The sequence below is a fragment of the Streptomyces sp. NPDC014889 genome, assembly GCF_043081205.1.
Taxonomy (GTDB): domain Bacteria; phylum Actinomycetota; class Actinomycetes; order Streptomycetales; family Streptomycetaceae; genus Streptomyces.
The window spans coordinates 235,511-262,410 of sequence record NZ_JBIBWH010000009.1 but is presented as its reverse complement, the minus strand read 5'-3'; the positions used below and the strand labels follow the sequence as shown (position 1 = coordinate 262,410).

Below are 26,900 nucleotides of genomic sequence, written 5' to 3'. Positions count from 1 at the left end.
CCTCATGGGTATGAGGGACCACCCCGAGAACAGTTCCCATCCCGAGGTGTGGACCGGACGGGCCACCAACCGGATGCAGTGGCTGCTGGCGCTCGTCGGCGCCGCCTGCATGGCACTGGGCATCGAGCTGGCCGTCGACTCCGCCTGGTCCTCCGGCGTCGCCCCGCTGGTGATGTCCGTCGTGGGCTGCATCGCGGCCGGGCTGCTGGTCCTGTTCGGCACCCTCGCCTTCGTGCACGTCGCCGTGCGGGTCGACCACGAGTGCCTGGAGGTGCGCTGCGGGCACATCGGCCTGCCGCGCCGCCGCATTCCGCTCGCCCATGTCGCGGGCGCCGAGTTCGCCCCCCACGTCACCCCGCGCCACTGGGGCGGCTGGGGCTACCGGTGGCGGCCCGAGAAGGGCACCGCGGTCGTCGTACGGCGCGGCGAGGGCCTCGTGCTGCGCCTGTGGGACGGCCATACGTTCACGATCACGATCGACAACGCCGAGACGGCGGTGCACGTGATCAGGGACCGCCTCCGCCCGTCGGGCCCGGGCCGGGGCTGACCGGCCTGACCAGCGCGTGGACGACGACCGGCCTGACCGGATGGCCGAGGGCGGCCGGCCGTAGACTCCCGGAGTGACCGTCACCGCAACTTCCGTCGACGAGTCGGACCCGCTGCGACCGCACACCGCGCCCGCGCCCTGGAGGGCGAGGCTCCTGCGGCTCGTGCCCGCCGCCGCGTCCGCCCTGTCGGGCCTCCTGCTCTACCTCAGCTTCCCCCCGCGACCCCTGTGGTGGCTGGCCCTGCCCGCCTTCGCGGTGTTCGGCTGGGTGCTGCGCGGCCGCACCTGGAAGGCGGCCCTCGGCCTCGGCTACCTCTTCGGCCTCGGGTTCCTGCTGCCGCTGCTGGTGTGGACCGGCGTGGAGGTCGGCCCCGGTCCGTGGCTGGCGCTCACCGCCGTGGAGGCGGTCTTCGTCGCGCTGGTGGGCGCGGGTGTCGCGGCCGTGTCCCGGCTGCCCCTCTGGCCGCTGTGGGCGGCGGCCCTGTGGACCGCCGGCGAGGCGGTACGCGCGCGCGTGCCGTTCCACGGCTTCCCCTGGGGCAAGATCGCCTTCGGGCAGGCCGACGGCGTGTTCCTGCCGCTGGCCGCGGTGGGCGGCACCCCGGTGCTGGGCTTCGCGGTCGTCCTGTGCGGATTCGGCCTGTGCGAGACCGTGCGCCTGGCGGTCCGGGGGCGGCGCGGAGAAGCGGTACGGCGTCCGGCCGCGGCCGCGGCCCTGCTGAGCGTCGCCGTCCCGGTGGCGTCCGCGGTGGCCGCCCGGCCGCTGGTGAGCGACAAGGCCGAGGACGGCACCGCGACCGTCGCCGTCATCCAGGGCAACGTGCCCCGGGCGGGCCTCGAGTTCAACGCCCAGCGGCGTGCGGTCCTCGACTACCACGCGCGCGAGACGGACCGGCTGGCCCAGGAGGTGAAGGCGGGCAAGGCCCCCAGGCCGGACTTCGTGCTCTGGCCGGAGAACTCCTCCGACATCGACCCCATCGTCAACCCCGACGCGAGTGCCGTCATCAGCATGGCCGCCAAGGCGGTCGGGGTGCCGGTCTCCGTCGGCGGCGTCGTGGAGCGGAACGGCGAACTGTTCAACGAGCAGATCCTGTGGGATCCGGCCAAGGGGCCCGTCCAGACGTACGACAAACGGCAGATCCAGCCGTTCGGCGAGTACCTTCCGCTGCGCCCGCTGCTCGGGGCGATCAACAAGAGCTGGACGTCGATGGTCCGGCAGGACTTCAGCCGGGGCGACAAGCCGGGCGTGTTCACCATCGACGGCACGAAGGTGGGCCTGGACACCTGCTACGAGGCGGCCTTCGACTGGGTCGTGCGCGACACCGTCACGTCCGGCGCGCAGATGATCTCCGTACCGAGCAACAACGCGACCTTCGACCGCAGCGAGATGACCTACCAGCAGCTCGCCATGTCCCGGATCCGCGCGGTCGAGCACAGCCGTACCGTCACCGTCCCGGTGACCAGCGGCGTCAGCGCGATCATCATGCCGGACGGGCGGATCACCCAGAAGACCGGCATGTTCGTGCCCGGTTACCTGGTCCAGAAAGTGCCCCTGCGCTCCTCCGAGACGCCCGCCACCCGGCTGGGCACCCTGCCGGAGACCGCCCTGGTGCTGGTCGCGGCCGGCGGCCTGGGCTGGGCCGTCGGCGCCGGACTGCGCGGGCGGCGCGCCCGGCACGTGTAACCGTACGCCGGACGTACGCCCCCCGGATGCCCCCGGACCCGGCCGGGGCCCGGGGCGGCCGGCCGTTAGGGTCGGCCCATGGCCATTCCCGACTTCATCCGTACGCTCCGGGCCTCGGCCGGCAGCCAGTTGCTGTGGCTGCCCGGGGTCACCGCCATCGTCTTCGACGAGGACGGCAGAGTGCTGCTGGGCCGCCGCTCCGACACCGGCAGGTGGTCGGTGATCGGCGGCATCCCGGACCCGGGCGAGCAGCCGGCCGCCTGCGCCGTGCGGGAGGTCCACGAGGAGACCGCGGTGCACTGCGTCGCCGAGCGGGTGGTCCTCGTCCAGGCGCTGCAGCCCGTCACCTACGGCAACGGCGACGTCTGCCAGTACATGGACATCACCTTCCGCTGCCGTGCCGTGGGCGGCGAGGCACGGGTCAACGACGACGAGTCGCTGGAGGTGGGCTGGTTCACGGTGGACGCGCTGCCCGACCTGGACGAGTTCAGTGTGTTCCGGATCAAGCAGGCCATGTCCGATGCACCCACGTGGTTCAACCCCATGGAATTGGCCTGAAGTATGGGCCGTGCCCATATGTGGTGCGGCGGGCGACCTGCCTAGGGTCGCCCCATGACCTCGCCGCTCCCCGCTCCGCACATCCCCTCGCTCGACCTCGGCGGCCGCACCGCGCTCGTCACCGGCGCCGCCGGCGGCATCGGCCGCGCCTGCGCGCTGCGGCTGGCCGCCGCCGGGGCGAGGGTCAGAGCCGTCGACCGGGACGCGCCGGGCCTGGACGCGCTCGTGGAGCAGGCGGGCGGGCTGGCCGGCTCCCTCGAACCACTGGTGCTCGACCTCACCGATCTCGACGCCGCCGAGCGGGCGGCCGCGGGCACCGACGTGCTCGTCAACAACGCCGGGTTTCAACTGGTGCGCCCCATCGAGGAGTTCCCGCCCGAGGTCTTCCACACCGTGCTCACCGTGATGCTGGAGGCGCCCTTCCGGCTCATCCGCGGCGCCCTGCCGCACATGTACGGGCAGCGCTGGGGCCGGATCGTCAACATCTCCTCGGTGCACGGCCTGCGCGCCTCCGCCTACAAGTCGGCCTATGTGGCCGCCAAGCACGGCCTGGAGGGCCTGTCCAAGACCACCGCCCTCGAAGGCGCCCCGCACGGCGTCACCTCCAACTGCGTCAACCCCGGCTATGTGCGCACCCCCCTGGTCGAGGCGCAGCTCGCCGACCAAGCGCGGACCCACGGCATCACCGAGGAGCGCGTGCTGTCCGAGGTGCTGCTGAAGGACAGCGCGGTCAAACGGCTGCTCGAACCGGAGGAGGTCGCCGAGGCCGTGGCGTACCTGTGCGGCCCGCAGGCCTCCTTCGCCACCGGCACCTCGCTGGTCCTGGACGGCGGCTGGACCGCGCACTGACCGGCCGCCCCGATTTCCCGTCAAAGGCGGGTTGTCCACAGGCTCCAGCGGAGAATCGGCGGATGGGTGATCCTGTGGGCATGTCCAGCGATCACGTGCAGTCCGCCCGGCGCCCCGCCGCCAGGACTCCGGCCGGCAGCGCCGAGAGCCCCTTTCTCGAGCTGCTGGCCCGGGGCGCCCCCACCGCCGCCTACGAGCAGCCGGTGCAACTCGCCCGCGCCGAGGGCCGGCCGGCCGAGTGGATCGACGCGCTCGAACGAGCCAGACAGCTCGCCCTGCGCGTGCGCGCGGAACTGGAGGGCAGGCGGCGCCGCGAGGCGGAGCTGTCGGCGCTGTTCGAGACCGCCCACGACCTGGCCGGCCTGCGCGACCTGGACGCGGTGCTCCCGGCCATCGTGCAGCGCGCACGCTCGCTGCTCGGCACGGACGTCGCCTACCTCACCCTCAACGACCCCGCCCGCGGCGACACCTACATGCGCGTCACCGAAGGCTCGGTGGCCGCCCGCTTCCAGCAACTGCGCCTGGCCATGGGGGAGGGGCTGGGAGGCCTGGTCGCGCAGACGGCCCGGCCCTACGTCACCGACGACTACTTCAAGGACGCCCGCTTCCAGCACACCGGAACCATCGACGCGGGCGTGCGGGACGAGGGCCTGGTCGCGATCCTCGGCGTGCCGCTCATGCTCGGACCACAGGTGATCGGCGTGCTGTTCGCGGCCGACCGGCGGGCCCGTGTCTTCGAACGGGAGCAGATCGCCCTGCTCGGCTCCTTCGCCGCCCTCGCCGCGGCGGCCATCGACAGCGCCAACCTGCTCACCGAGACCCGTTCGGCGCTGGCCGGCCTGGAGCGGGCCAACGAGATCATCCGTGACCGCAGCGGCGTCATCGAACGCGCCTCGGACGTCCACGACCGGCTCGCCGAACTGGTCCTGCGCGGAGGCGGAGTGCACGACGTGGCCGCCGCCGTCTCCCAGGTGCTGGACGGCACCGTCGAGTTCACCGAGGCCGCCGCCGCACCCGCCGACGCCCTGGAGGCCTCCCGGGCCGAGGGACACGCGGTGCCGCACGGGCCGGACTGGATCGCCGCCGTCGCCGCGGGCGGCGAACTGCTCGGCGCGCTCGTGCTGCGCGGCCACCCCGGCCTCGACCCCGTCGACCAGCGCACGCTGGAGCGAGCCGCGATGGTCACCTCGCTGCTGCTGCTCGCCCGGCGGTCCGCCGCCGAGGCCGAACAGCGCGTCCGCGGCGAACTGCTCGACGACCTCCTGGACGCCCGCGACCGCGACCCCCGCCTGCTGCGCGACCGCGCGGCCCGGCTGCACGCCGACCTCGACGCCACGCATGTCGTGCTCGCCGCCCGGCTCGACGCCCCGTCCGCCGACGCCGAGCAGGAGGCCGCCGCCCGCCACCGTCTGTGGTCGGCGGCCTTCCACCTGGCCGCGACCCGGCACGGACTGGCCGCCGCCCGTGACGGCGGCACGGTCCTGCTGCTGCCGCTGCGCCGGGGGGACAGCGCGACCCAGCTGGCCCGCCGCACCGCCCGTCATCTCGGTACGGCGGTGCGCGAGGCGGTCACCGTGGGTGCCTCCGCCCCCGTCGAGAACCCGGCCGCCCGCCCCGAGACCGTGGCCGCCGCCTACGAGGAGGCGCGGCGCTGCCTCGACGCGCTGCGGCTGCTCGGCCGCACGGGCGACGGAGCCGCCGCCCAGGACTTCGGCTTCCTCGGCCTGCTGCTGGCGGGCGACCGGGACATCGCCGGTTTCGTCGACCGCACCGTCGGCCCGGTCGTCGCCTACGACGAGCGGCGCGGCACGGAGCTCATACGCACCCTGGAGGCATACTTCGCCTGCGGCATGAGCCCGGCCCGCACCAAGGACGCACTGCACGTCCATGTGAACACCGTCGCCCAGCGCCTGGAGCGCGTCGGCCGGCTGCTGGGCCAGGACTGGCAGACTCCGGCCCGCGCCCTGGAGATCCAGCTCGCCCTGCGCCTGCACCGCTTGTCGGCGCCGACGCGGAGCTGACCCCTTCGCACGGGCGGGCGTGCGGGGGCCGGCCGGCCCGGGGGAGCGGCGGACTCAGACGGGGTCCGCGTCGGCGGCGCGGCCGGCTGAGGGTGGGCAGGGGCCGACGGCCGGCGGGTTCAGCAGGTGGGCGACGTCGCGGGCGGCGGCGGTGACCTGCTCGTCGGTCGCGTCCAGTCCCTGGGCCGCGAAGAAGGCGAGGTTGACGCTGAACAGGGCCATGCGGATGCGCAGCGCCTCCTCCACGGAGGCGTCGGGGCCGGTGAGGGCCTCGAAGAGGGCGGTAAGCCGCTCGAAGACGTTCTCCCGGCCGGGATGCAGTTCCTTGACGACGTGCTGGTTGGCGAAGGCGAACCGGATGGCCTGCAGGCCCTCCTGGGAGATGAAGTCGATCATCCGGTCGATGACCTGCGCGCGCAGTCGCGGGCCGGGAGGCTGCGTGCGGGCCCACTCGACCAGGTCGTCGAGGGACGCAAGGTGTTCGGTGAACAGCGAGCGGACGATGTCTTCCTTGCCGTCGAAGTGGTAGTACAGCGCCGCCTTGGTGATGCCCAGGCGCTCGGCGATCTCCCGCAGGGAGGTGGCGTCGTAGCCCTGGGCGGCGAACAGTTCCAGGGCCACCTTGCGGATCTCGGCCTTGGTGTCGCTGCCTCGCCGGTGTCCCGCGCCCGCCATCTCCATCCGCCTTCTTCCTGCCGTGCCGCGTCCGGCCGATCGTCGTCGCCCGGGGTTCTCGCTTGCCAGCTTACCGTCCGGCAAGTAACTTACTTAACGGCCGGTAGGTGACCGTCGTCGGCCGCCGCTGTCGCACACCGCCACTCTCCGCTCCTCCTCGGGCAAACACCCGGAGCGGGTTTCTCCCTGTGGACCGTCCGTCTTCGCGGGCGCTGGGCCGGTGTGTCATGAGTGGCCCGCTACCTGCCAGAACTCCAGCTTTCAAGAAAGGCATTTCCATGTCGTCGACCGCAGCCCACCCCGACCAGGAGTCACCGCCCCGCTTCACCCACCGCGAGATCATGGTGACGATGAGCGGTCTGGTCATCGCGCTGCTGCTGGCCATGCTCGACAACATGATCGTGGCTCCCGCCCTGCCGACGATCGTGGGCGACCTGGGCGGGCTCAATCACCTGGCATGGGTGACCACCGGCTACATCCTGGCGTCCACCGTCGCCACCCCCATATGGGGCAAGCTCGGCGACCTGCTGGGCCGCAGGGTCACCTTCCTGTCGTCCATCGTGATCTTCCTGGTCGGCTCGGCGCTGTGCGGCATGTCGCAGAACATGGGGGAGCTGGTCGGCTTCCGTGCTCTCCAGGGTCTGGGCGCGGGCGGCCTGATGGTGGGCGTCATGGCGGTGGTGGCCGAGATCGTGCCGCCGCGTGAACGCGGCAAGTACCAGGGCGTGATGATGGCCGTGATGCCGGTCGCCATGATCGGCGGTCCGCTGGCCGGCGGTTTCATCACCGACCACCTCACCTGGCGCTGGGCCTTCTACGTCAACCTGCCGCTCGGCGTGGTCGCCCTGCTGGTGTGCTGGTTCACGCTGGCCAGGCTGCCGCGCGGCACCGGCCGGGTGCGCATCGACTGGACCGGGGCGGCCCTGCTCACCGTCTGGATCACCGCGCTGGTCCTGATCACCAGCTGGGGCGGCAACGAGTACGACTGGGCCTCGGCGACGATCATCGGCCTGGCGGTGGTGACCGTGGTGGCCTTCGCCGCCTTCGTGCTCGTCGAACGCCGTGCCGCCGAACCGATCATGCCGCTGTCGGTCTTCGGCAACCGCAACTTCTCCCTGGCCGGGGCGCTCAGCTTCATCGTCGGCTTCGCCCTCTTCGGCGGAGTGACCTTCCTGCCGCAGTTCCAGCAGTTCGTCCAGGGCTCCTCCGCCACCAACAGCGGCCTGCTGCTGATGCCGATGATGCTCTCCTCGATGGTGCTCTCGCTGGCCGGCGGTGCCGTGATCAGCCGCACCGGCCGCTACCGCAGCCTGCCGATCGCCGGCAGTGTCCTGATGGCCGTCGGCCTCGGCCTGTTCGCCACCATGGACACCGGCACCTCCCGCACCGTCACCTCGCTGTACATGGTCGTCCTCGGTGCCGGCATGGGCTGCCTGATGCAGACCACCATGCTGATCGCGCAGAACAACGCCCCGCTGAAGGACATGGGCGCCGCCACCGGCGCCGCCACCTTCCTCCGCAACATGGGCGGTTCCCTGGGTGTCTCCCTGCTGGGCTCGGTCTACGCCACCACCCTCACCGACTCCGTCGTCTCCCACGGAGGCATGGCGGCCGGCTCCGGCGGCTCCGCCTCGGTGTCGCAGATGACGCCCGAGGTCCTCAAGGGCCTGCCCGAGGCGGCCCGACAGGTGTTCCAGCAGGCCGTCACCGACGGCGTCAGCTCCGTCTTCACCTGGGGCTCCGTGGTGGCCTGCGGGGGCCTGCTGATCGCCCTGTTCATCCGCCACGTACCGCTGCGGGGCTTCGAGACCCCGGCCGGCGGCGACACCGCCGGAAAGCCCGGAGCGCCCCTGGACGACCAGGCGGCGACGGCGGGCAAGGCCCCGGCCGCCGGCTGACGGTCCATCCCCGTCGCACGCCGACGTACCAGTGCCGGAGCCCTGCGGATTCCTGTCGGACCGCAGGGCCCCGGCGCTGTACGGCTCCGGCCGGAAACCCGGAGGCGCCGCCGCCCGGGTTCTCGTACGATCGGCGCGCACCGACCGACGAGTACCACCAAGGATTCTGTGAACCACTCCGATCTCCGCGCCCAGGTCACTTCGCTCGCGGCCGGCATGGCCGCCGCCGATCACAGCCCGGACGTCCAGTTGTCCCAGACGCGCCACCGCGCCGCCCTCGTGGCGAGCTGGCGCATCGCGCCCGGCTCAACCGTCCTCGAACTGGGCTGCGGGCAGGGCGACATGACCGCCGTCCTCGCGGAGGCGGTCGGACCGGAGGGGCGCGTGGTGGCCGTCGACGTGGCCGAGACCTCCTACGGGGCGCCGGTCACGCTCGCAGAATCGGCGGCCCGGCTGGCGGTGGGCCCTCTCGGGCCGCGCATCGACTTCCGCTTCGGCACGGACGTCCTCGACCCGTCGGTCGACTTCCCCGAGGGCGCCTTCGACCACGTGGTGCTCGCCCACTGCTCCTGGTACTTCGCCTCACTCGGGCAACTGCGGGACACCCTGGCCCGGATACGTCCGTGGGCGCGGCGGCTGTGGTTCACCGAATGGGACCTGACGCCCACCTCCGGCGACCAACTGGCGCACCTTCTCGCCGTGCTGATCCAGGGCCAGGTCGAGGCGGCGGGATCGCGTGGCCAGGGCAACGTCCGCACGCCTATTTCCCGTGAGACGCTGCTGAGGCTCCTCCCCTGTACCGGCTGGACGGCCGACGGTGGCGGGCCGGTCGACACGGAAGAGCTTCAGGACGGCGACTGGGAAGTCGCGGCCTGCCTCGAACTGGCCGGACGGCAGGACCGCTTGGCCGTGCTGCCCGACCCGGTGCGGCAACTCGTCCTGAGTCAGGCCGACGTCCTCCGGGCCGTCGCCAAGCCACACGGCAACCGCGCGCTCGCCGCGTATTCAGTCACCGCGCACTGACGTCCGTCCCGTTGACGCCCCCTGTGCTCAGCACTACCGTTTGAGAGCGCTCTCACACCGTGTCCGCCCAAGCCCCCTGCATCACAAGGCATCGCGATCTGTCCTTCCTAATGTCATGTGCAGGACATCAATTGCGCCTCAACCCCCCACAGCACACACGGGAGTGACAACCGTGGCGAGACGCCTGACCCCCTTGAGGTTCCCGTTCCCCCGCCCGCGTCAGGCCCTGCGGCGTCTGGCGGCCTGCGCCGCGGCGCTGGTGGTGGCCGCCGCCGTGCTCGTCCTGGACGGCGCGGCGCCGAGCCGTGCCGCCACCGCGGCCTGGGCCCCCAAGCCCGCGCCGATGACGACGCCCTGGACCGACCAGGTCCCGGTCGACGCTCCGCTCCCGGAGTACCCCCGGCCGCAGCTCACCCGCCCCGACTGGCTCAACCTCAACGGCATCTGGGACTTCGCGGTCACCTCCCGTGACGCAGGGCAGCCCGCCGCCTTCGGTGAGCAGATCCGGGTCCCCTTCGTCCCCGAGTCCGCGCTCTCCGGTATCCAGCGCAAGATCACCCAGAACGACCGGCTCTGGTACCGGCGCACCTTCACCGTGCCCACCGGCTGGAACGGCCGACGCGTCCAGCTCAACTTCGGCGCCTCCGACTGGGAGACCACTGTCCGGGTGAACGGGCAGCAGGCCGGAACCGTCCACCGCGGCGGCTACGACGCCTTCACCTATGACATCACCGCCCTGCTGGGCGGCGGCACCAACACGATCGTCGTCTCCGCGTACGACCCGACCGAGACCGGTGGCCAGGCCATCGGTAAGCAGCGCATCCAGGACGTCACCCCGCACGCCGGGCACAGCATCGTCTACACCGCCTCCTCGGGGATCTGGCAGACCGTCTGGCTGGAGCCCACCGCGGCGGCCCGCATCACCCGGCTCGACATGGTGCCGCGCCCGGAGGACAACACCCTGCGGGTGACGGTGCGCGCCGCCGGAGCCGACGGGGCGGGCGTCAAGGTCACCGTCTCCTCCGGCGGAACCCCCGTCGGCAGCGCCACCGGCACGGTCGGCACCGAGTTCGCGGTGCCGGTGCCCGGCGCCCACCTGTGGACGCCCGAGGACCCCTTCCTCTACGACGTCACCGCCGAGTTGACCGGCAGCACCGGCGGCGACCGGGTCGGCAGCTACATCGGAATGCGGTCCATCGCCGTGAAGGACGTGAACGGTGTGCGCCGGCCCGTCCTCAACGGCCAGTTCGTCTTCCAGACGGGCACCCTGGACCAGGGCTTCTGGCCGGACGGTATCCAGACCGCGCCCACCGACGACGCCCTCCGCTTCGACCTCCAGAAACACAAGGACCTCGGCTTCAACATGGTCCGCAAGCACATCAAGGTGGAACCGCAGCGCTGGTTCTACTGGGCGGACCGGCTCGGGCTGCTGGTGTGGCAGGACATGCCCTCCATGGACAGCTCCAAGAGCCCCGACAGCGCGGCCCGCACCCAGTGGGAGAACGAGTACCGCGCCGTCATCGACCAGCACCGCAGCTCCCCCGCGCTCATCCAGTGGGTGGACCAGAACGAGGGCTGGGGCCAGTACGACCAGGCCCGCATCGCCGACATGGTCAAGGCCTACGACCCCTCCCGCCTGGTCGACAACATGAGCGGCGTCAACTGCTGCGCCGCCAAGGACGGCGGCAACGGCGACGTGGTCGACAACCACAACTACGTCGGCCCCGGCAACACCCCGGCCGAAACGGTGCGCGCCGCGGTGCTCGGCGAGTACGGCGGCCTCGGCTACCGGGTCTCCGGCCACGAGTGGTACCCCGGCGGCGGCTGGGGCTACGAGGACCAGCCGAACCAGGCCGCCCTCAACGACCGGCTGGTCGGGCTGCTGGACGGCATGCGGGAGAGCTCCATGCCCGCGGCCGGGCTTTCGGCGGCCGTGTACACGCAGATCACCGACGTCGAGAACGAGACCAACGGCCTGATGACCTACGACCGGCAGGTCGTCAAGGTCGACCAGGCCCGGGTCCGCGCCGCCAACCAGGCGCTCATCGCGGCCTCCCGCTCGGCGGGCCCGCCGGTCGGGCTGCCGGTGGGGCAGTACGTGTCGATCCGCGTCACCACCAGTGGCTACACCAACCGCTACGTCCGGCACTACGACGGGCTCGGCTACACGGAGGTCGTGGACGCGGGCAGCGGGACCGTGCTCAAGCAGGACGCCACCTGGAAGGTGACACCGGGGCTGGCGAACCGGCTGTGCTACTCCTTCGAGTCCCGCAACTACCCGGGCGAGTACCTGCGCCACCGCGACTTCCGCCTCCGGCGCGAGGGTGGCGGCGACACCGTCTACCGGGAGGACGCGACCTGGTGCCCCGTCCGGGGTGGCGGCGGCGTCCGGCTGGCGGCGTCCAACTTCCCCGGGCAGTACCTGCGGCACATCAACGCCGAGCTGTGGCTCGCCCAGGCCGGCGGCTCGCACGCCTGGGACAACCCGGCCACCTTCACCGAGGACACCACCTGGGCGATCGAGGCGCCCTGGGCCCCCTGAACCCGGCCACCGCCCCGACGCGAAGAGGAAGGACCCGGCATGTCTGTACGGCAACACCGCATACTGTGCGGGCTGGTGGCCCTGGTGCTCGCCCTGTCCGGGCTGCTCGCCCTGCCCTCGCGGGCGCGGGCCGCCACGCCGGTGTGCGCGCTGGCCTGCGACACCCTCGACCCCTCCAAGGCGGCCCAGGAGACCTTCCCGGTCGCCGACCGGAACATCAACGGCCGGATCCTGCGGCTGCACGTCTCCGAGGCCGACGACATGGCCTGGGCCAGTATCGACAACGGCGTCACCGGTGACGCGGTCTGGCTGGACCGCTCCTGGGACCGGGGCGCCACCTGGGAGGGACTGCTGGGCAAGGCGGCCGTCCCCGGCGCCTGGACCGGCACGCGCACCCTCATGTACAACGTCACCGACCCGGTGGCGCACCGGCGCGGCTGGATCCGGGCCTGCGGCGACGCGAACGCGGTCACCTGCACCGACTGGTTCCGTCCGCAGGTCTGCGACGGCGCCTCCTGCGACGGCGCCGACCCGGCCACCGCGGCGGGCGACGAGCAGCCGGTCCCGGCGACGACCCTGTTCGGGCGCTCCATCAGCCTGCACATGGACCAGCGGGGCGGCATGGCCTGGGGCGTCATCGACAACGGCGGCGCGGGCGACGAGATCTGGCTGGACCGCTCCTGGGACGAGGGCGCGAGTTGGCCCGAGGGCTCCTCCCTGGGCCGTACCTCCGTGCCGTCCGGAAAGGCGGGCACCCGGACGGTCATGTTCGCCACCCGCGACCCGCGCGGCCTGCTCCACGGCGGAGCGGTCCGCGCCTGCGGCCGTGAGGCGGCACACCAGGAGGGCAGTTGCACGGCGTGGGCCAGGCCCGCGCCCACCCGGGCCGCCGCTGCGGCCGATGCGCTCATGGCCTCATACCAGACCAACGAGGGCTGGTGGCGGAGCAGTTGGTGGAACTCCGCGGTGGCGCTCACCGCACTGGTGGACTTCGCCCAGCACACCGGGCGCCACGACTACGACTGGGCCGTCGCGCGCACCTTCGAACAGAACAACGGCGTCTTCCCGGCGGGCGGGCGCAGTTCGGACCCGGTCGAGGGGCACTTCGTCAGCCGGGCCGTCGACGACGCGGCGTGGTGGGCGGTGGCCTGGCTGGCGGCCTACGATCACACCCGTCAGCGGCGCTATCTGGACGAGGCGGTCACCATCACGTCGTACGTCCAGCAGTACTGGGATCCGGGCACCTGCGGCGGCGGTGTCTGGTGGGACCGGGAGCGCACCTACAAGAACGCGGTGACCAACGGCCTGTACCTGTGGCTGACGACGGCGCTGCACCAGCGGCTCGCCGGTGACACGCTGTGGGGCGGCCGGTCGCGTACGGCGGCCGACTGGTACCTGAACAGCGGACTGATCAACGCCTCCGGTCTCGTCAACGACGGGCTGACCTCGGGCTGCGCCAACAACGGCCAGACCGTGTGGAGTTACAACCAGGGACTGGCCATCGGCGCCTTCACGCAGCTCTGGCGGAGCACCGGCGAGAGCCGGTACCTGACCACGGCCCAGCGCCTGGCCGACGCCGCGCTGTCGGCACCGGAGCTGACGCGCGACGGGGTGCTGACCGAGTCCTGCGACACCGGCACCCGCGCGTGCGACGACAACCAGAAGCAGTTCAAGGGCATCTTCGTACGGCACCTGGCCGACCTGGCGGACGCCACCGGCTCGGCGGTCTACCGGGCGTACATCACCAGGCAGGCCGACTCCCTGTGGCGCACCGACCGGGACCCGCTGAACCGGCTCGGTCAGCGCTGGGCGGGCGCCGCCCCGAACCAGTCGGACTGGCGCACCCAGGCCAGCGCCCTGGAGGCACTCACGGCGGCGCAGTAGGTCCACCGCTTTCGTCACCATGGGGCATTTGTGTATTTTCTCGCTCATGTGGGGCACAAGAAAGAGGAGGTCGTCACTTCCGTTCACGATCGGCGTGGACCGGCGGAGGTCACTCGTGACGCAGCGGGACAGCGCCATGCGGCGCATGCTGACGAGGCTGCTGGCCGAAAGTCACGTCACGCCGTTCGAGGGCCTGGCCCCGTGCGTGGCCGACCATGCCGCGGCGGCCGGTTTCCACGACGTGCTGATCTACCTGGGCGACCTCCGGCGTGAAGTGCTGCGCCCGGTCGCCGACGGGCTCGGTGCCGCCGCGAACGCCGTGGACGGCGGTGCCGAGCTGAGCATCGAGGGTACCGTCGCGGGCCGCGCCTATCAGCAGGGTCGCATCGTGCACGCCCCCGGAAGCGCGGAGGGTCCCCAGGGGTGGTGGGTGCCGCTGCTGGACGGCACCGAACGTCTCGGCGTGCTGCACCTGACCACCGTCGAGGGCGGGGAGGACGCACACGAGGACATGCTCGCACTGTCCTCGCTGGTGGCGATGCTGGTGGTCGGCAGCCAGGACATCAGCGACTCCTACGCCCGCCTGACCCGCACCCGGCCCATGAACGTCGCCGCGGAGATGCAGTGGACGCTGATGCCGCCGCGCACCTACGCCGACCACCGGGTGGTCATCAGCGCCGTGATGGAGCCCGCTTACGAAGTCAGCGGCGACGCCTACGAGTACGCCACCTCGCCCGGCGCCGTCCATCTGTCGGTCTTCGACGCCATGGGGCACGACACGTCGGCCGGTCTGACCGCCAACCTCGCCATGGGCGCCTGCCGCAACCACCGCAGGCAGGGCACCGGCCTGGAGCACCTCGGCGAGTCCGTCGAGCGGGTGCTGCTGGAGCAGTTCGGTTCGTCACGGTTCGTCACCGGCGTCCTGGCCGACCTCGACACCAGCACGGGGATGCTGAGCTGGACCAACCACGGTCACCCTCCGCCCGTCGTCATCCGCGGCGGACGCTGGACCACGCTCCTGCGGTGTCCGCCCGCACATCCCCTGGGCACCGACCTGGGCCTGCCCGCCGAGCTGTGCCGCGAGCCGCTCCAGCCGGGCGACCGCCTCGTCCTCTACACCGACGGCATCACCGAAGCCCGCACCTCCCAAGGTGAGGAGTTCGGTCTCCTCCGCTTCGTCGACTTCCTCATCCGCCACCACGCCGACGGGCTCAGCGTCCCCGAGACCCTCCGCCGCCTCATCCGCGCCCACCTGCGCCACCACGGCAACCATCTGCAGGACGATGCCACCATCCTGCTCTGCGAGTGGCTCGGCCCCCACGCCGGCGCCGTCACCGACGCCGCACTCCTGGCCGGCCTGCCCGACCCCACCGTCGGCAGAGTGCGCGCCGGCTGAGGGCACGAGCCGCGGTGCTGCTCACCCGCCGTCAGGACGCCTTGCGGCGAAGCCTGATGGGCTCGCCCACCCGGTGCAGATGGGTGAGTGCCTCGCGGTAGGACCGGATCAGGCCCGTCTCGTGGTACGGCACGCCGATCTCCGCGCAGTACGCGCGTACGACGACCTGGGCCCGCCGCAGATGAGGGGTGGGCATGCTCGGGAACAGGTGGTGCTCTATCTGGTAGTTGAGCCCGCCGAGCATCACGTCGGTGAGCCGGCCGCCCCGCACGTTGCGGGAGGTGAGCACCTGGCGGCGCAGGAAGTCGGGGCGGTCGTCGCCGGTGAAGGTGGGCATGCCCTTGTGGTTCGGGGCGAACGTGCAGCCGAGATACACACCGAACAGGCACTGGTGCACCGCGAGGAACGCCACGGCCTTGCCGGGGGAGAGCACCACGAACAGCGCGGACAGGTAGGCCGCCATGTGCAGGAAGAGCAGCGTGCCCTCCAGTACGCGGTTCTTCATGGACGGCGAGCGCAGTGCCCGCGCGCTCGCCACGTGCAGGTTGAAGCCCTCCAGCGTCAGCAGCGGGAAGAACAGGAACGCCTGGTGGCCGCCGACGAAGCGGGCCAGGCCGTTGCTGTCGGCGGCCTGCTCCGTGGACCAGACCAGGATGTCCGGGGCGACATCGGGGTCCAGTTCCTCGTGGTTGGGGTTGGCATGGTGGCGGGTGTGCTTGTTCATCCACCAGCCGTAGCTCATGCCGATGCCGAGGTTGCCGAAGAGCCGGCCCCAGATCGCGCTCGCGCGGCGCTTGCGGAACACCTGCCGGTGCGCCAAGTCGTGGGCCACCAGGGCGACCTGGCCGAACATCACCGCCATGAAGGCGGCGACCGCCAACTGCCACCAGGTGTCGCCCAGCGCGACGAAGGCGGCCCAGCCCGCCGCCAGCAGCCCGATCACCAGACCGAGCCGCACCGTGTAGTAGCCGGGGCGCCGTCGCAGCAGACCCGCCTCGGTGATGCGCTGCGACAGCCGGGCGAAGTCGCTGCCGGTGCCGGTGCCGGTGCCGGTGCCGGGGCGGGGCCTGCGGGGACGCACGGCGGTCGCCGCGGTGGTGACCGGGGCGTCGGAGGAAATCGTCATGCAGGCGAGTCTGGCTACGGCCGCCCCACCGTCACCAGCCTGTCAGCCGTAGGCCGGTGGGGGGCCGGGCCCCCCGCCGGCCCGGGGGGTTGTCCCCACCCCTGTACCTGCTGAGCTGGGCATTCGCCGGTCCGTGCGGGGCCGGAGCACCGTGCCGTGCCGAGCCGTATCCGTCAGGAGCGTGCCCTGTCGGGCTCACTGGAGAGAGGCGTGACGGACGCGGGCGATCAGCAGCGCGACGTCGTCGTGGGAGTCGGGGTGGTGCAAGGCGTCCAGCAGCAGATCGCAGGTTTCCTCCAGCGGGGGCTGGGGGCCGGCCAGCCGGCTGAGCAGTGTGTCGAGCCGGGTGTCGAGGGCCTGGTCGCGCACCTCGACCAGGCCGTCGGTGTAGAGCGCCAACTGGTCCCCGGGGGACAGCGGGATGCAGACGGACTTGAAGGGGACGCCCCCGACGCCGAGCGGCGCGCCGGTGGGCAGGTTCAGCAGCGCGGGGGCGCGGTCCCGGCGGATCAGGACCGGCGGCAGATGGCCGGCGGAGGAGAGGTGGCAGCAGGACCGGTGCGGGTCGTGTACGGCGTAGACGCAGGTGGCGAAGCGGTGGTCGAGGTCCGAGGTGATGCGGTCCAGGTGCCGCAGGAGAGCGGCGGGGTCGAGATCGAGCGTGGCCAGCGTGCGGGTGGCGGTGCGCAGTTGGCCCATGGTGGCGGCGGCGTCGATGCCGCTGCCCATGACGTCGCCGATGACCAGGGCGGTCTTTCCACCGGGCAGCGGGACGACGTCGTACCAGTCGCCGCCGACCTCGTAGGCGGCGCCGGCGGCCCGGTAGCGGCAGGCGATCTCCAGACCGGGCCGGTGGGGCGGTCGCAGCGGCAGCAGGTTGCGTTGGAGGGTCTCGGCGGTCTGCCGCTGCTGCTGGTACCACAGGGCGTGGTCGATGCACACGGCGGCGCGGGCGGCCAGTTCCACGGCCAGGAGGACGTCGTCGCCGTTGAAGGGAATGGGATTGCGGGCGCGCGCCAGGTCCAGGACGCCGAGCACCCGGCCGCGCACGATCATGGGCACCGCCAGGTAGGAGTGCACTCCGGCACGGGCCAGAACCGTGGCCGCCTCCTGGTCGGCGGCGATGCGGGCCAGGTCCGCGCCGTCCACGTGGGGGACCAGGAGCGGGCGCCCGGAGACCGCGCACTGGGTGACCAGGCGGTCGGGGCCGTAGCGGGCGGTCTGGCCGGCGCGGTCGGCGGCGCCGGTGGCGGGCGTGGGATAGGCCGCGGCCACCGACAGGGCACGGAAGAGGACGCCGCCGCCGGAGAGCGCCGTGTCGGGGCACTGGCCACCCAGAACGGCGTCGAGCACATCGACCGCGGCCAGGTCCGCCAGGGAGGGCACGCACATCTCGGCCAGCTCTCCGGCGGTGGTGTCCAGATCGAGGGTGGTGCCGATGCGCGCGGAGGCGTCGGCGATGCGGGCCAGACGCTGTCGCGCCGCGATGGCCTCGGTGGCCGCGAGATGCTGCTCGGTGATGTCCACCAGCGACAGGGCCAGGCCCAGTACGCCCCCGGCGGCGTCCTCCAGCCGGTAGTACGAGACCGACCACGAGTGGTCGCGGCCGGGGTCGGAAGGGGTGGGGGTGACGGCGACCTGGGACAGGAGCGGTGTGCCGGTGGTCAGCACCTGGCGCATGGCGGACTCGATGGGGTCCGCGTCCAGGAAGGTGAGGACCTGACGGACGGTGCGGCCGACATGGTCCCGGGCGGGCACTCCGTTGATCCGCTCCAGGGCCGGGTTGACCACGATGTACCGCAGGTCGGTGTCCAGGACCGCAAGCCCGATCGGGGACTGGGAGATCAGCTGGGCGGACAGGGCGAGGTCCCGCTGCACGCGTTGCAGGACCTCGTGCTCGGTGATCACGCCGAGCATGCAGTGCTCTCCCCGCTCTCCCGCGAGCCGTACGCTGTGGCACTCCATCAGCCGTGTGGTGCCGTCCTTGTGCCGGGCGGGGAAGACTCCCGCCGCTCCTTCCTGGGCCTTCACCCGGGCGAACACGCCGGTCACCTGCTCCAGGTGCTTGCTGTCGACCAGCAGCCGGCGCGCGGACCGGCCCAGGGCCTCCTCCGCGGTGTAGCCGAAGAGCTGCTTCGCCTGCGGGCTCCACCAGATGATCTTCCCGTCCGCGTCCAGGACCACCGCGGCGAGGTTCAGGACGTCCAGGAGCGCTCCCGGCAGCGAGGGGAAACCCCCGACCGGCCCGAGGTCGGCGCGGACGGATTCGGCGACACCCATGCCACCACTCCTTCCGCCCACCGCGGCGGGGGCCCTCGTGCTGGTTCGGCGGTTTCGGCCCGACACCTCCCATCGTCCCTCCGGACCGGCCGCCCCGCAGCTCCCCCCGAAGCCGTCCGACGACCGCCGCACCGCGGCCACGCCGGGGGAGCGAAGAGGCGTTAATCACCGACTTCCGCAATTTCCGTGATCAACAGGGCTCGGGTGCAGGGAGTTCCTCGGTCAGGCCCAGTAACCGCTCGGCGAGGCGAACCCGTTCGGGCTCGACCTCGACATCGACGCCGACACCGTGGCCGTCCCGGTCAGGTGGAGGTCGGGACCGGGCGCAGGGCGAGCAGGGCGGCGTCGTCGGTGCTGTCGGCGGCCAGTCCGCCGAGCAGCTCGTCGCAGAAGACGTCCAGGGGTTCGCGGGCCAGTGCGGCGGTGTGCTGGCGCAGCCGGGCGAACCCGCGCTCCAGGGACTCGGAGCGGCGTTCGATCAGTCCGTCGGTGTACAGCAGCACGGTGGAGTACGGCGGCAGTTCGTCGACGGCGGTGGGGCGCTGGTGATCGGGATCGAGGCCGATCAGCAGTCCCGCGCCCGTCTCCAGATAGCGGGTGTCGCCCTCCGCGGTGGTCAGCAGCGGTGGCAGATGCCCGGCGCAGGAGTGGTGCAGGATCCAGGGGCCCCTCCTGTCGGGGGGATCCTTGACGAGGGCGTAGATGCACGTCGCGGTCGCCTCGTGCTGGAGCGTGTGGCTGGCGATGTCCAGACGGCGCAGGACCTCGCCGGGCGGCTCCTGGCGGTCCACGGCGATACCGCGCAGCATGTTGCGCAGGGCGCTCATGGCGATGGCCGCCTGCAGGTCGTGGCCGGTGACGTCGCCGATGACCAGGGCGGTGTTCCCCCGGGGCAGGACGAAGGCGTCGTACCAGTCACCGCCGACCTGCGCGACGGCCTGCGCGGAGGCGTAGCGGGCGGCGATCCGCAGATGCGGGATCTGCGGCAGCTCGGGCAGCAGGGCGCGCTGGAACCGCTCGGCGATCCGCTGTGTCTGCTGGTACAGCCGCGCATTGTCCACCTGCACCGCGAGACCGCGGACCAGGTCCTCCACGAGCGGGAGATCGGCCTCGGTGAACGGATGGTGGGGGTCCGTGCGAGCCACGGTCAGGGCACCGAGGACCTCCCGCCGCGCCCGCAACGGGGTGATCACGGCGCTGTGCGCGCCCAGCTGCTCGAACAGCTCGAGCTGCCGCGCGTGCAGCGGGTTCACCGCCCGGCTCGGCGGTGACATGGCGGCGATCAGCAGCGGACCCGCCCCGCGCAGCACCCGGGGCAGCGGCCCGTCTGCGTCGTCCGGCACCTGCGGGAGCGGCCCTTCGAAGCCACCCGGAACCAGCGCCTCGGGCGTGCGGTGGACGACGACGGCCCGCTCCAGCGTGCCGCACTCGTCGAGCAGGTCGACCACGCACCAGTCGCCCAGCCGCCCGGTCAGCACGCGACACGCCCGCCGCAGCCCGTCCAGCAGGTTCAGCGTGCTGGCCAGCGCCGCCTCGGCGTCGGCCAGCAGCGTCAGACGGTCCAGCCGCGCCTTGTCGTCCGGGTCCTTGCTCATGCCCTACGTCTTCCCCGCCGTCGACCTGCCACGACGGGGGTGCCCTCTTCGAAGCGGAAATTCAGCCCGGCGAAGGGTGGCTCAGACGCTGGGCTTGCTGCCGCCGTCGACGACGTGCTCGGCGCCCACGACCGCCGAGGCGCGGTCGGACACCAGGAAGGCGACGAGCTCGGCGACCTCGTCCGGACGGCGACCGATCCCGTCGCCGCCACCGACGAGCTCACCGTCCTGATGTGCGGCTCCTACCAGCTCGACCGGGCCGGCGCCCACCCGTTGCCCGCCGAGCTGCCCGCCTTCATCCACCTTCCGCGGAGGGTGGGCCGGCGCCGCGCTCAACGCCGTCGTCGACCTGCTCGGGGACGAGTTCGACCAGCGCCGACCCGGCGCCGACGCGGCGATCTCGGCGCTGCTCGACGCCATGCTCCTCCACATCCTGCGGACCTGGTACCAGGACCACGCGCCGCGCGGCTCCGGCGGCTGGGCCGCGGCGCTAGCCGACCCGGCCGTCGGCGCCGCGCTCCAGCACATGCACGCCGAGCCCGCGACGGCCTGGACCGTCGAGCGGCTGAGCCGGCGGGCCGGCCTGTCCCACCCCGGCCCGCCCCGCGCCGAAGCCGCCGAACCGGGTCAGTCGCCCGACCGACCGGGGGAGCCGGAGCCCGGCTCGCCCGGCTCGGGCCCCGCGGGCTCCTGATCGCACGCGGTGGTTCCGAACAGGCGCCCGGACTTGTCCTCCTGGGCGAGGCGGCGCAGCGCGAGCAGGGCGGGCTCCAGGAGCACGGACACCACCACGGCGCGTTCGGCCCGCTCCAACGGGCTGGACATGCCACTGAGCTGCTCCAGGTCGAGCGTCGACATCCTGTCGACCAGTTCGGCGTACGGCAGCAGCGCCCGCCAGTCGATGCCCGCCCCCAGGTCGTCGAGGGCGGCCAGGACGCCGCCCAGCTCCCCGATCGCGGACGTGTTCTCCGCCACGCCCCACCCCATCTCCTCCACCAGCCGGAGCGCGTCGGCGGCGCCGGGCGGCGCGGGCTGCTGCGGCTGATCCTCCTTGGCCGCGAGGTCGGCGGGGCGCGCGTTGATCACGATCCCGAGGATCTCGTGCAGATCGCCCTCGTGCGTGATCGCCGAAAGGATCTCCTTCGTCGCGTTGACGGACAGATGCCGCACGCTGATCAGGGTGCGGATCAGCCGGAGCCGACGCAGGTGGTCCTCGTCGTAGACGGCCTGGTTGGCGGCCGTCGCGTGGCCCGGGGGAAGCAGCCCGTCCCGCAGGTAGTACTTGATCGTGGGGATGGACACCCCACTGCGTCGGCTGAGTTCCGAGATCTTCATCGAGCCACTCACTCACGGGGTATACGGGACAACGGATCGCGCGACTGTCCAGTATGGCCGCGATCTCCGTGGGAACGGTTCGGCGCGGATGGGGCACATTGGAACCATGCACATCGGGCAGCGCCTCGCCCGGCCGCGGCAGCCGTGGCGGTCGCGGCACGCGTTGGTGGCGATTCCGCTGGTGCTGATCGTCGCGATCACCCTGGCGGATCTCCACTCGCCGGAATCCGTCCATCTCGGCCCGCTGCTCGTGGTGGCGCCCGCCCTCACAGTCTCCTTCGGCGGTTGGCTGCTGACCGGGCTGATCGGGGCCCTGGCGGTGGGCGCGCAGGTGGGCCTCGCCGTGCTCCACGGGTCATTGAACGCCCCCAACCACATCGCACAGCTCATCGCGCTCACGATCCTCTCGGCCTTCTCCACGCTCGTGTGCTTCCTCCGGGACCGGCGGGCGGCGGAACTGGCCCAGGTGCGGTCCGTCTCCGAGGCCGCCCAGAGAGCCCTGCTGCGCCCGCTGCCCGACCACCTCGGCGATCTGCACATCGCGTGCTCGTACCTGGCGGCCGAGAAGGAGGCGTGCATCGGCGGCGACCTGTACGCGGTGGCCCGCACCGGTGACCGTACCCGGGTGATCGTCGGCGATGTACGGGGGAAGGGGCTGGCCGCGATCGGAGAGGCGGCCACGCTGCTCGGCTCGTTCCAGGAGGCCGCCCACCACCACGCCACGCTGCCCGCCCTCGCGGAGGCCCTGGACCGCAGCGTCTGCCGCTACCTCACCGAATTCCCGGAAGCCGACGGGGAGGTCCAGGAGCACTTCATCACCGCTCTGCTGCTGGAGATCCCCGAGCACGGCCCGGTGGCCAGGGTCGTCCACTGCGGGCACCCGCCGCCCTTCCTGATCAGGCAGGGGCAGGTCGTCTCCGTGTCGAGTCCCCGCCCGGCGCCTCCGCTGGGCATGTCGGGACTGCGGCCGGGCGCCTACGACACGCACGCCTTCTCGTTCCGGCCCGGTGACACACTGCTCCTCTACACCGACGGTGTGGTCGAGGCCCGCGACAGCAGCCGGGCCTTCTACCCGCTGGAGGAACGGATCACCCAGTGGGCCGGATGCGGACCCCGGACCCTGGTGCAGCACGTGGAACAGGACCTTCTCGCCCACACCGACGGGGCTCTCGGCGACGACGCCGCCCTCCTCGCCATCCGGCGCACCACCGGGGCGCACACCGGTCTGCACCTCACCCGCCGGGTGCAGGGCACCGTCTGACGCGGCGTACCAAGAATTCCGCGGCGGACAGTCATCTTCTCGGAAACTCTCGCCGCAATCCCCGCGCAGTGGGAAAAACCGTCTCCGCTCACCTGTTGGCACAATCAGGCGGTGAACGAAGGGCCGGGCCGGTTCCACCGCCGACGGGATCCGCCGCCGAGGATGGGAGTTCTGCGATGCCGCTGACGTCGGCCAGGGGTCCGGGTACGGGCCGCGCGTCCGACCGCGAGGCCGCAGGGGCCGGGCGTCCGCACACCGTGTTCCCGTACGGCGCGGGGTTCTGGACGGCCGCCGCGGTGTTCGTGACGGCCATGGCGTTCTCCACCGTTCCCACCCCGCTGTATCCCCTGTACAAGGCCCATGACGGGTTCTCCACCTTCACGGTCACCGTCGTGTTCGCCGTCTACGCGGTCGGAGTGCTGATCAGCCTGCTGCTCGCCGGGCACGTCTCGGACTGGCTGGGCCGCAAGAAGGTCATGGCGTCGGCTCTGGGCCTCGAACTGCTCGCCGCCGCCCTGTTCCAGTCCGCGCCGGCCCTGCCCGTGCTGCTCGTCGCCCGGCTGGTCACCGGTCTCGGCGTCGGCATCCTGACGGCGACCGCCACCGCGTACCTCCATGAGCTGCACAGCGCCCATCGGCCCGGCGCCTCGGCACGGAGGTTCGAGATCGTGTCGACCGCGGCCAACATCGGCGGACTCGGCCTCGGACCCGTCGCCGCGGGAGTGCTCGCCCAGTACCTGGGTGCGCCGCTCCGTCTGCCGTACGCGGTCTTCGCCGTACTGCTGCTGACCGGCGCGGGCGCCCTCGCGCTGATGCCCGAGACCGTCGCCAAGCCCGCGGTCAGGCCCGCCTACCGTCCGCAGCGGGCCGGAACCGCTCTCGGCGACCCCGGATTCCTCGCCCCCGCCGCGGCCGGATTCACCTCCATGGCCGTGTTCGGCCTGTTCACCTCGGTGGTGCCCGGCTTCGTCGGCGGCACCCTGCACCACCCGTCCCGGGCTCTCGCCGGGCTGGTCGTGTCCGCGGTGTTCGCCGCCGCGGCGGCCGCCCAGACGGGCACCGGCCGCCTCGGCGCCCGCGCACGCTGGTACGCCGGGCTGTCCGCCCAGGCCGTGGGCATGGCCGTCCTCCTGGTCGGCATCCGCCTCACCAGCCTGCCCGTGTTCCTGCTCGCCGGGATCATCGCCGGGGCCGGCGCCGGCCTGCTGTTCAAGTCCGCCGTCGGACAGGTCGCCCACGCCGCGGCGCCGGCCCGGCGCGGCGAGGCCCTCGCCGGGCTGTTCTTCGCCTCCTACCTCGGTCTGGCGCTGCTGCCCGTCGGTCTCGGCGCCGCCAGCAGCGCCATGAGCCTGTCCGACGCGACGACGTGGTTCGCCGCCGTCGTCCTCGCGCTGCTCACCGCCGTCGCCGTACGCAGCCACCGCCACGGCCCACCGCGTCCGGCGGGCCCGAGCCCGCTCCACGGCACGGGCGATGAGCCACCGCCGGCGCCTGAGCCACGGCCAAGCAGCAGTCCCAGCAAGTGAATTCCCTCAGCCGTGAACCGGCGTGTGCCCGCCGGCGGCGAGGCGGGCGCGGGAGGCTTCGATCTCCGTGTACGCCTGCTCGCGCCCCTCCCAATGCGAGCCCTCGACGGACTTGCCGGGTTCCAGGTCTTTGTACACCTCGAAGAAATGGGTGATCTCCAGCCGGTCGAAGAGCGGGATGTCGTCGATGTCCTGCACGTCCGCGTGCCGCGGATCGTGGGCGGGGACGCAGAGGATCTTCTCGTCGGGGCCGCGTTCGTCCTTCATGGCGAACATGCCCACCGCCCGGCACTCGATGGTGCAGCCGGGGAACGTCGGTTCGCCGGTCAGCACGAGCGCGTCGAGCGGGTCGCCGTCGCGGCCCAGCGTGCCGTCGATGTAGCCGTAGTCCGCCGGATACTGCGTGGAGGTGAACAGCAGCCGGTCCAGCCGGATGCGGTGCAGTTCGTGATCCATCTCGTACTTGTTCCGGGACCCCTGGGGGATCTCCACGATCACGTCGAACTCCATGGTGTCCTCCTGGCGGGGGTGGTGGCGCAAGCCGTCCCGCAGTGCGGCTCGTGCGGGTGGGGTGTCGATGCCGCCGTGAGCGGCCGACGCGCGCGATCGTGGGGCCGGGCAGGCAGAGAAGCGGACCGGCGGATGGGCGGGCGTGGCCGGGGGACGGTGGTCGGTCGGCCTGGGCATCGTTCCTCCTGGTCGCATTCGTTGGACCAGGGACCGTCAGCGGCATCATGCCGCGGTTGCGGTGAGCCCCGTCACCGACGCGCTCGGCGCGTTCCACATGTGCCCGGCGGATCGCCGGAGCAGGCTTCCAGCGTACGCCGAACGGGGCACTCGTTCACCGTTCGGTCCTCACCGCCAGCAGCAGGGGGAGCGCGGCCAGTTGCAGGACGACCGAGAAGGCCACCAGGCCGGTCGCCGAGCGGTCGTAGAGGGTGCCGAGGGCGAGGCTGCCGGCGAACCGGCACACTCCGAAGCCGGTGTCGAACAGGCCGAAGGGGAGGCCCGCCGGTCCGGCCCCGCCATACCGGTGACGGCGGCCCTGACCACGGACTCCTGGGCGGCCCCCCAGTCCCCACAGCACGACACCGATCACCGCGGGCACCGCGCCGCCGAGACCAGCGGCGGCAAGCACGCCGTCACCAGTGGGCCGGGGTGCGCATCGCGCGGCCACCGCGTTCGGCGACGATCAGCACGGCGGCCGCCTGCCAGTGGCCGGCCACCGCCAGCAGCGGTACGGCCAGCATGGGACCGCTGACACCGCGAGCGCCCTCGTGGGTCATGTCCGAGAACAGGCTCACCACGCCGATGAGCAGCACGAAACGGAACGCCGTGCCCCTGGCCGGGACGGTGCGCCCATCGGCACGGACGTGCGGTCAAGGGCGAGCCTCATCGCCCGTCACCGTCCATGGTGCGCCCGTACGGGACGTACCTGCCGGCTCGGCGCCGGGACGGCCGGGCACGGGCGGAGGCGGTCAGCTGACGCGACCAGCAGAAACCGGTGCGTCTGCCGCCATAACGGGTACCCGGAAGGTCTCCCGGTGAGGTGAAGGAGTGATGGGCTCATGGCAGGAGACGACGACGACTTCTACACCCGGGATCGCCCGGAGAACACCGACCTCGAGGAGGACCGCCCGCGCGGTGGCGGAGGCGAGCCCGCCAGCAAGGGTGCGCTCGGGTCCTTCTGGGTCCTCTACATCGTGGTGGCGGTGGTGATCGTGCTCATGTTCGTGACCCTCATCTGACGGAGGGCGGCCCGCTCACGGCCGGTGTTCCGCGGCACTCACCAGGCCGTGGGTGACCAGTCCGTACAACAGGTGCGGCACCGCGTCCGAGAGCCAGTCCCTGGCCGGCCAGCTCGTCGGGTCACTCAGCCCCAGCCCGGCCATCGGCAGGTCCGTCGCGGCCATGGCCACGGCACCGGTGACCACACCTCCCAGCCACCAGGGCATCCGGAGCCCCGCACGACGGGCCAGCGCGACGACCGCTCCCGTGCCGACGCCCACGGCGATGCCGGACAGCGCACCGAGGCCGGAGAGCCGGTTGCCCCGGCTGTCGTCCGGTCCGGGGACCGGATGCCCCAGGTCGTCCGCGAGCTTGTCCACCATCTGGGCGGGGGCCTCGCTGGACGGCCTTCCCCGCCATGCCATGTCGGCGTAGGTCACGGCGTTCAGTACGGTCGTTCCCGCGGCGCCGGCGGCGCCACCGCGCACAATGCTCCCGATCATGTCGGGCCGGGTTCCCCGCACCGTGGGCACGAATCGCACGGCGGGGGAATGTCACGCGCGGGCCCCCACAATGCCGACTCCGGTGACAGCGAGGTGGCATACCCCTTGCCGCCCTTGGGCACTCGGGCCTCGTCATCGAGGGGCTGACGGCCGCGACGAGTGACCGCGCCACGACCGTGACGATCACTGGCGGCCGTTCGGACCCACGGATTCCGACGGTGGGAGGAGAGCGTGATGACGAGCAACACCGAGACCGGCAAGGTCACCGGCACCCTGGACAAGGACTACAACCTGCTCTGGTACGTCGAGGAGTGCCTGGGCAACGCCCTGCGTCTGGAGACCTACATCGACGACGCCGAGCGCGAGCACGACAACGAACTGGTCGAACTCTTCCGCAAGGCTCAGGCCGACAGTCGCAAGGGTGCCGAGATGGGCAAGGAACTGCTCCGCGGCCGGCTCGCCGGCTGAC

24 protein-coding genes and 1 pseudogene are annotated in these 26,900 nt (G+C 72.3%); 15 read left to right on the top strand and 10 right to left on the bottom strand.

What is annotated here, in order from left to right:
• The first annotated feature begins 10 nt into the window (after positions 1 to 10).
• The 5 genes from ACF09J_RS20055 to ACF09J_RS20035 all read left to right on the top strand — a co-directional run bounded on the left by ACF09J_RS20055 (position 11) and on the right by ACF09J_RS20035 (position 5,659).
• The gene (locus tag ACF09J_RS20055) at positions 11 to 547 is read left to right on the top strand and encodes a hypothetical protein (protein ID WP_392306771.1); all 537 of its coding nucleotides are present in this window, start codon (positions 11 to 13) and stop codon (positions 545 to 547) included.
• Between the two features lie 73 nt (positions 548 to 620).
• Positions 621 to 2,231, top strand: a complete 1,611-nt coding sequence (gene lnt / locus ACF09J_RS20050) for an apolipoprotein N-acyltransferase (RefSeq protein WP_392306770.1) — start codon at positions 621 to 623, stop codon at positions 2,229 to 2,231.
• 78 nt (positions 2,232 to 2,309) lie between these two features.
• Positions 2,310 to 2,789, top strand: a complete 480-nt coding sequence (locus ACF09J_RS20045) for an NUDIX domain-containing protein (RefSeq protein ID WP_392306769.1) — start codon at positions 2,310 to 2,312, stop codon at positions 2,787 to 2,789.
• A gap of 54 nt (positions 2,790 to 2,843) precedes the next feature.
• Positions 2,844 to 3,638, top strand: coding sequence for a 3-hydroxybutyrate dehydrogenase (locus ACF09J_RS20040; RefSeq protein ID WP_392306768.1), 795 nt, complete (start codon positions 2,844 to 2,846; stop codon positions 3,636 to 3,638).
• A gap of 80 nt (positions 3,639 to 3,718) precedes the next feature.
• A complete protein-coding gene (locus ACF09J_RS20035; protein WP_392306767.1) occupies positions 3,719 to 5,659 on the top strand; it encodes a helix-turn-helix domain-containing protein in 1,941 nt (646 codons plus the stop codon).
• 54 nt (positions 5,660 to 5,713) lie between these two features.
• Here the strand turns inward: ACF09J_RS20035 and ACF09J_RS20030 are convergent, their stop codons facing one another.
• On the bottom strand, positions 5,714 to 6,340 hold the full coding sequence (locus tag ACF09J_RS20030) for a TetR/AcrR family transcriptional regulator (protein WP_392306766.1): 627 nt from the start codon (positions 6,338 to 6,340) through the stop codon (positions 5,714 to 5,716).
• Positions 6,341 to 6,612: 272 nt separating this feature from the next.
• On the opposite strand from ACF09J_RS20030, the gene ACF09J_RS20025 reads away from it, so the two are divergent.
• The 5 genes from ACF09J_RS20025 to ACF09J_RS20005 all read left to right on the top strand — a co-directional run bounded on the left by ACF09J_RS20025 (position 6,613) and on the right by ACF09J_RS20005 (position 15,077).
• Entirely contained in the window at positions 6,613 to 8,232 is a 1,620-nt protein-coding gene (locus ACF09J_RS20025) for an MDR family MFS transporter (RefSeq protein WP_392306765.1), read from the top strand.
• Between the two features lie 168 nt (positions 8,233 to 8,400).
• Positions 8,401 to 9,255, top strand: a complete 855-nt coding sequence (locus tag ACF09J_RS20020; RefSeq protein WP_392306764.1) for a class I SAM-dependent methyltransferase — start codon at positions 8,401 to 8,403, stop codon at positions 9,253 to 9,255.
• A 259-nt stretch (positions 9,256 to 9,514) separates the two neighbouring features.
• Positions 9,515 to 11,797 (top strand): AbfB domain-containing protein, encoded by a 2,283-nt coding sequence (locus tag ACF09J_RS20015; protein WP_392306914.1) that lies wholly within the window; start codon positions 9,515 to 9,517, stop codon positions 11,795 to 11,797.
• A gap of 39 nt (positions 11,798 to 11,836) precedes the next feature.
• Positions 11,837 to 13,681, top strand: a complete 1,845-nt coding sequence (locus ACF09J_RS20010; RefSeq protein ID WP_392306763.1) for a glycoside hydrolase family 76 protein — start codon at positions 11,837 to 11,839, stop codon at positions 13,679 to 13,681.
• 145 nt (positions 13,682 to 13,826) lie between these two features.
• Positions 13,827 to 15,077: a PP2C family protein-serine/threonine phosphatase gene (locus ACF09J_RS20005; RefSeq protein ID WP_392306913.1), complete on the top strand. Its 1,251-nt coding sequence runs from the start codon at positions 13,827 to 13,829 to the stop codon at positions 15,075 to 15,077.
• Between the two features lie 31 nt (positions 15,078 to 15,108).
• Here the strand turns inward: ACF09J_RS20005 and ACF09J_RS20000 are convergent, their stop codons facing one another.
• From ACF09J_RS20000 to ACF09J_RS19985, 4 genes and pseudogenes are all read right to left on the bottom strand, one after another.
• Positions 15,109 to 16,203, bottom strand: coding sequence for a fatty acid desaturase family protein (locus tag ACF09J_RS20000; RefSeq protein ID WP_392306762.1), 1,095 nt, complete (start codon positions 16,201 to 16,203; stop codon positions 15,109 to 15,111).
• A 195-nt stretch (positions 16,204 to 16,398) separates the two neighbouring features.
• Complete coding sequence (locus ACF09J_RS19995; RefSeq protein ID WP_392306761.1) at positions 16,399 to 18,483, bottom strand: SpoIIE family protein phosphatase; 2,085 nt, start codon at positions 18,481 to 18,483, stop codon at positions 16,399 to 16,401.
• A 302-nt stretch (positions 18,484 to 18,785) separates the two neighbouring features.
• Complete coding sequence (locus ACF09J_RS19990; protein ID WP_392306760.1) at positions 18,786 to 20,078, bottom strand: PP2C family protein-serine/threonine phosphatase; 1,293 nt, start codon at positions 20,076 to 20,078, stop codon at positions 18,786 to 18,788.
• A gap of 81 nt (positions 20,079 to 20,159) precedes the next feature.
• Positions 20,160 to 20,288 (bottom strand): annotated as a pseudogene (locus tag ACF09J_RS19985) (SDR family oxidoreductase); the annotation flags it as partial.
• Positions 20,289 to 20,496: 208 nt separating this feature from the next.
• Here ACF09J_RS19985 and ACF09J_RS19980 point away from each other — a divergent pair.
• Entirely contained in the window at positions 20,497 to 20,772 is a 276-nt protein-coding gene (locus ACF09J_RS19980) for a hypothetical protein (protein ID WP_392306759.1), read from the top strand.
• Here ACF09J_RS19980 and ACF09J_RS19975 read toward each other — a convergent pair.
• Positions 20,706 to 21,413 carry a MerR family transcriptional regulator gene (locus ACF09J_RS19975; RefSeq protein ID WP_392306758.1) on the bottom strand — a complete coding sequence of 236 codons (708 nt, stop codon included), beginning with the start codon at positions 21,411 to 21,413 and terminating at the stop codon, positions 20,706 to 20,708. The genes ACF09J_RS19980 and ACF09J_RS19975 overlap by 67 nt on opposite strands.
• Before the next feature lie 106 nt (positions 21,414 to 21,519).
• Between ACF09J_RS19975 and ACF09J_RS19970 the strand changes: the two genes are divergently transcribed.
• Together ACF09J_RS19970 and ACF09J_RS19965 are read left to right on the top strand one after the other, a co-directional pair.
• Positions 21,520 to 22,674 (top strand): PP2C family protein-serine/threonine phosphatase, encoded by a 1,155-nt coding sequence (locus tag ACF09J_RS19970; RefSeq protein ID WP_392306757.1) that lies wholly within the window; start codon positions 21,520 to 21,522, stop codon positions 22,672 to 22,674.
• A 176-nt stretch (positions 22,675 to 22,850) separates the two neighbouring features.
• Entirely contained in the window at positions 22,851 to 24,200 is a 1,350-nt protein-coding gene (locus tag ACF09J_RS19965; protein ID WP_392306756.1) for an MFS transporter, read from the top strand.
• Positions 24,201 to 24,206: 6 nt separating this feature from the next.
• Here the strand turns inward: ACF09J_RS19965 and ACF09J_RS19960 are convergent, their stop codons facing one another.
• From ACF09J_RS19960 to ACF09J_RS19950, 3 genes are all read right to left on the bottom strand, one after another.
• The gene (locus ACF09J_RS19960; protein WP_392306755.1) at positions 24,207 to 24,710 is read right to left on the bottom strand and encodes an inorganic diphosphatase; all 504 of its coding nucleotides are present in this window, start codon (positions 24,708 to 24,710) and stop codon (positions 24,207 to 24,209) included.
• Positions 24,711 to 25,041: 331 nt separating this feature from the next.
• Positions 25,042 to 25,338, bottom strand: coding sequence for a hypothetical protein (locus ACF09J_RS19955; protein WP_392306754.1), 297 nt, complete (start codon positions 25,336 to 25,338; stop codon positions 25,042 to 25,044).
• Positions 25,339 to 25,342: 4 nt separating this feature from the next.
• Positions 25,343 to 25,522: a hypothetical protein gene (locus ACF09J_RS19950; protein WP_392306753.1), complete on the bottom strand. Its 180-nt coding sequence runs from the start codon at positions 25,520 to 25,522 to the stop codon at positions 25,343 to 25,345.
• Positions 25,523 to 25,768: 246 nt separating this feature from the next.
• Between ACF09J_RS19950 and ACF09J_RS19945 the strand changes: the two genes are divergently transcribed.
• Positions 25,769 to 25,948 carry a hypothetical protein gene (locus tag ACF09J_RS19945; protein ID WP_392306752.1) on the top strand — a complete coding sequence of 60 codons (180 nt, stop codon included), beginning with the start codon at positions 25,769 to 25,771 and terminating at the stop codon, positions 25,946 to 25,948.
• 15 nt (positions 25,949 to 25,963) lie between these two features.
• Here ACF09J_RS19945 and ACF09J_RS19940 read toward each other — a convergent pair whose 3' ends face one another.
• The gene (locus ACF09J_RS19940; protein WP_392306751.1) at positions 25,964 to 26,431 is read right to left on the bottom strand and encodes a hypothetical protein; all 468 of its coding nucleotides are present in this window, start codon (positions 26,429 to 26,431) and stop codon (positions 25,964 to 25,966) included.
• Between the two features lie 234 nt (positions 26,432 to 26,665).
• On the opposite strand from ACF09J_RS19940, the gene ACF09J_RS19935 reads away from it, so the two are divergent.
• A complete protein-coding gene (locus ACF09J_RS19935) occupies positions 26,666 to 26,899 on the top strand; it encodes a hypothetical protein (RefSeq protein ID WP_392306750.1) in 234 nt (77 codons plus the stop codon).
• Position 26,900 lies beyond the last annotated feature (1 nt).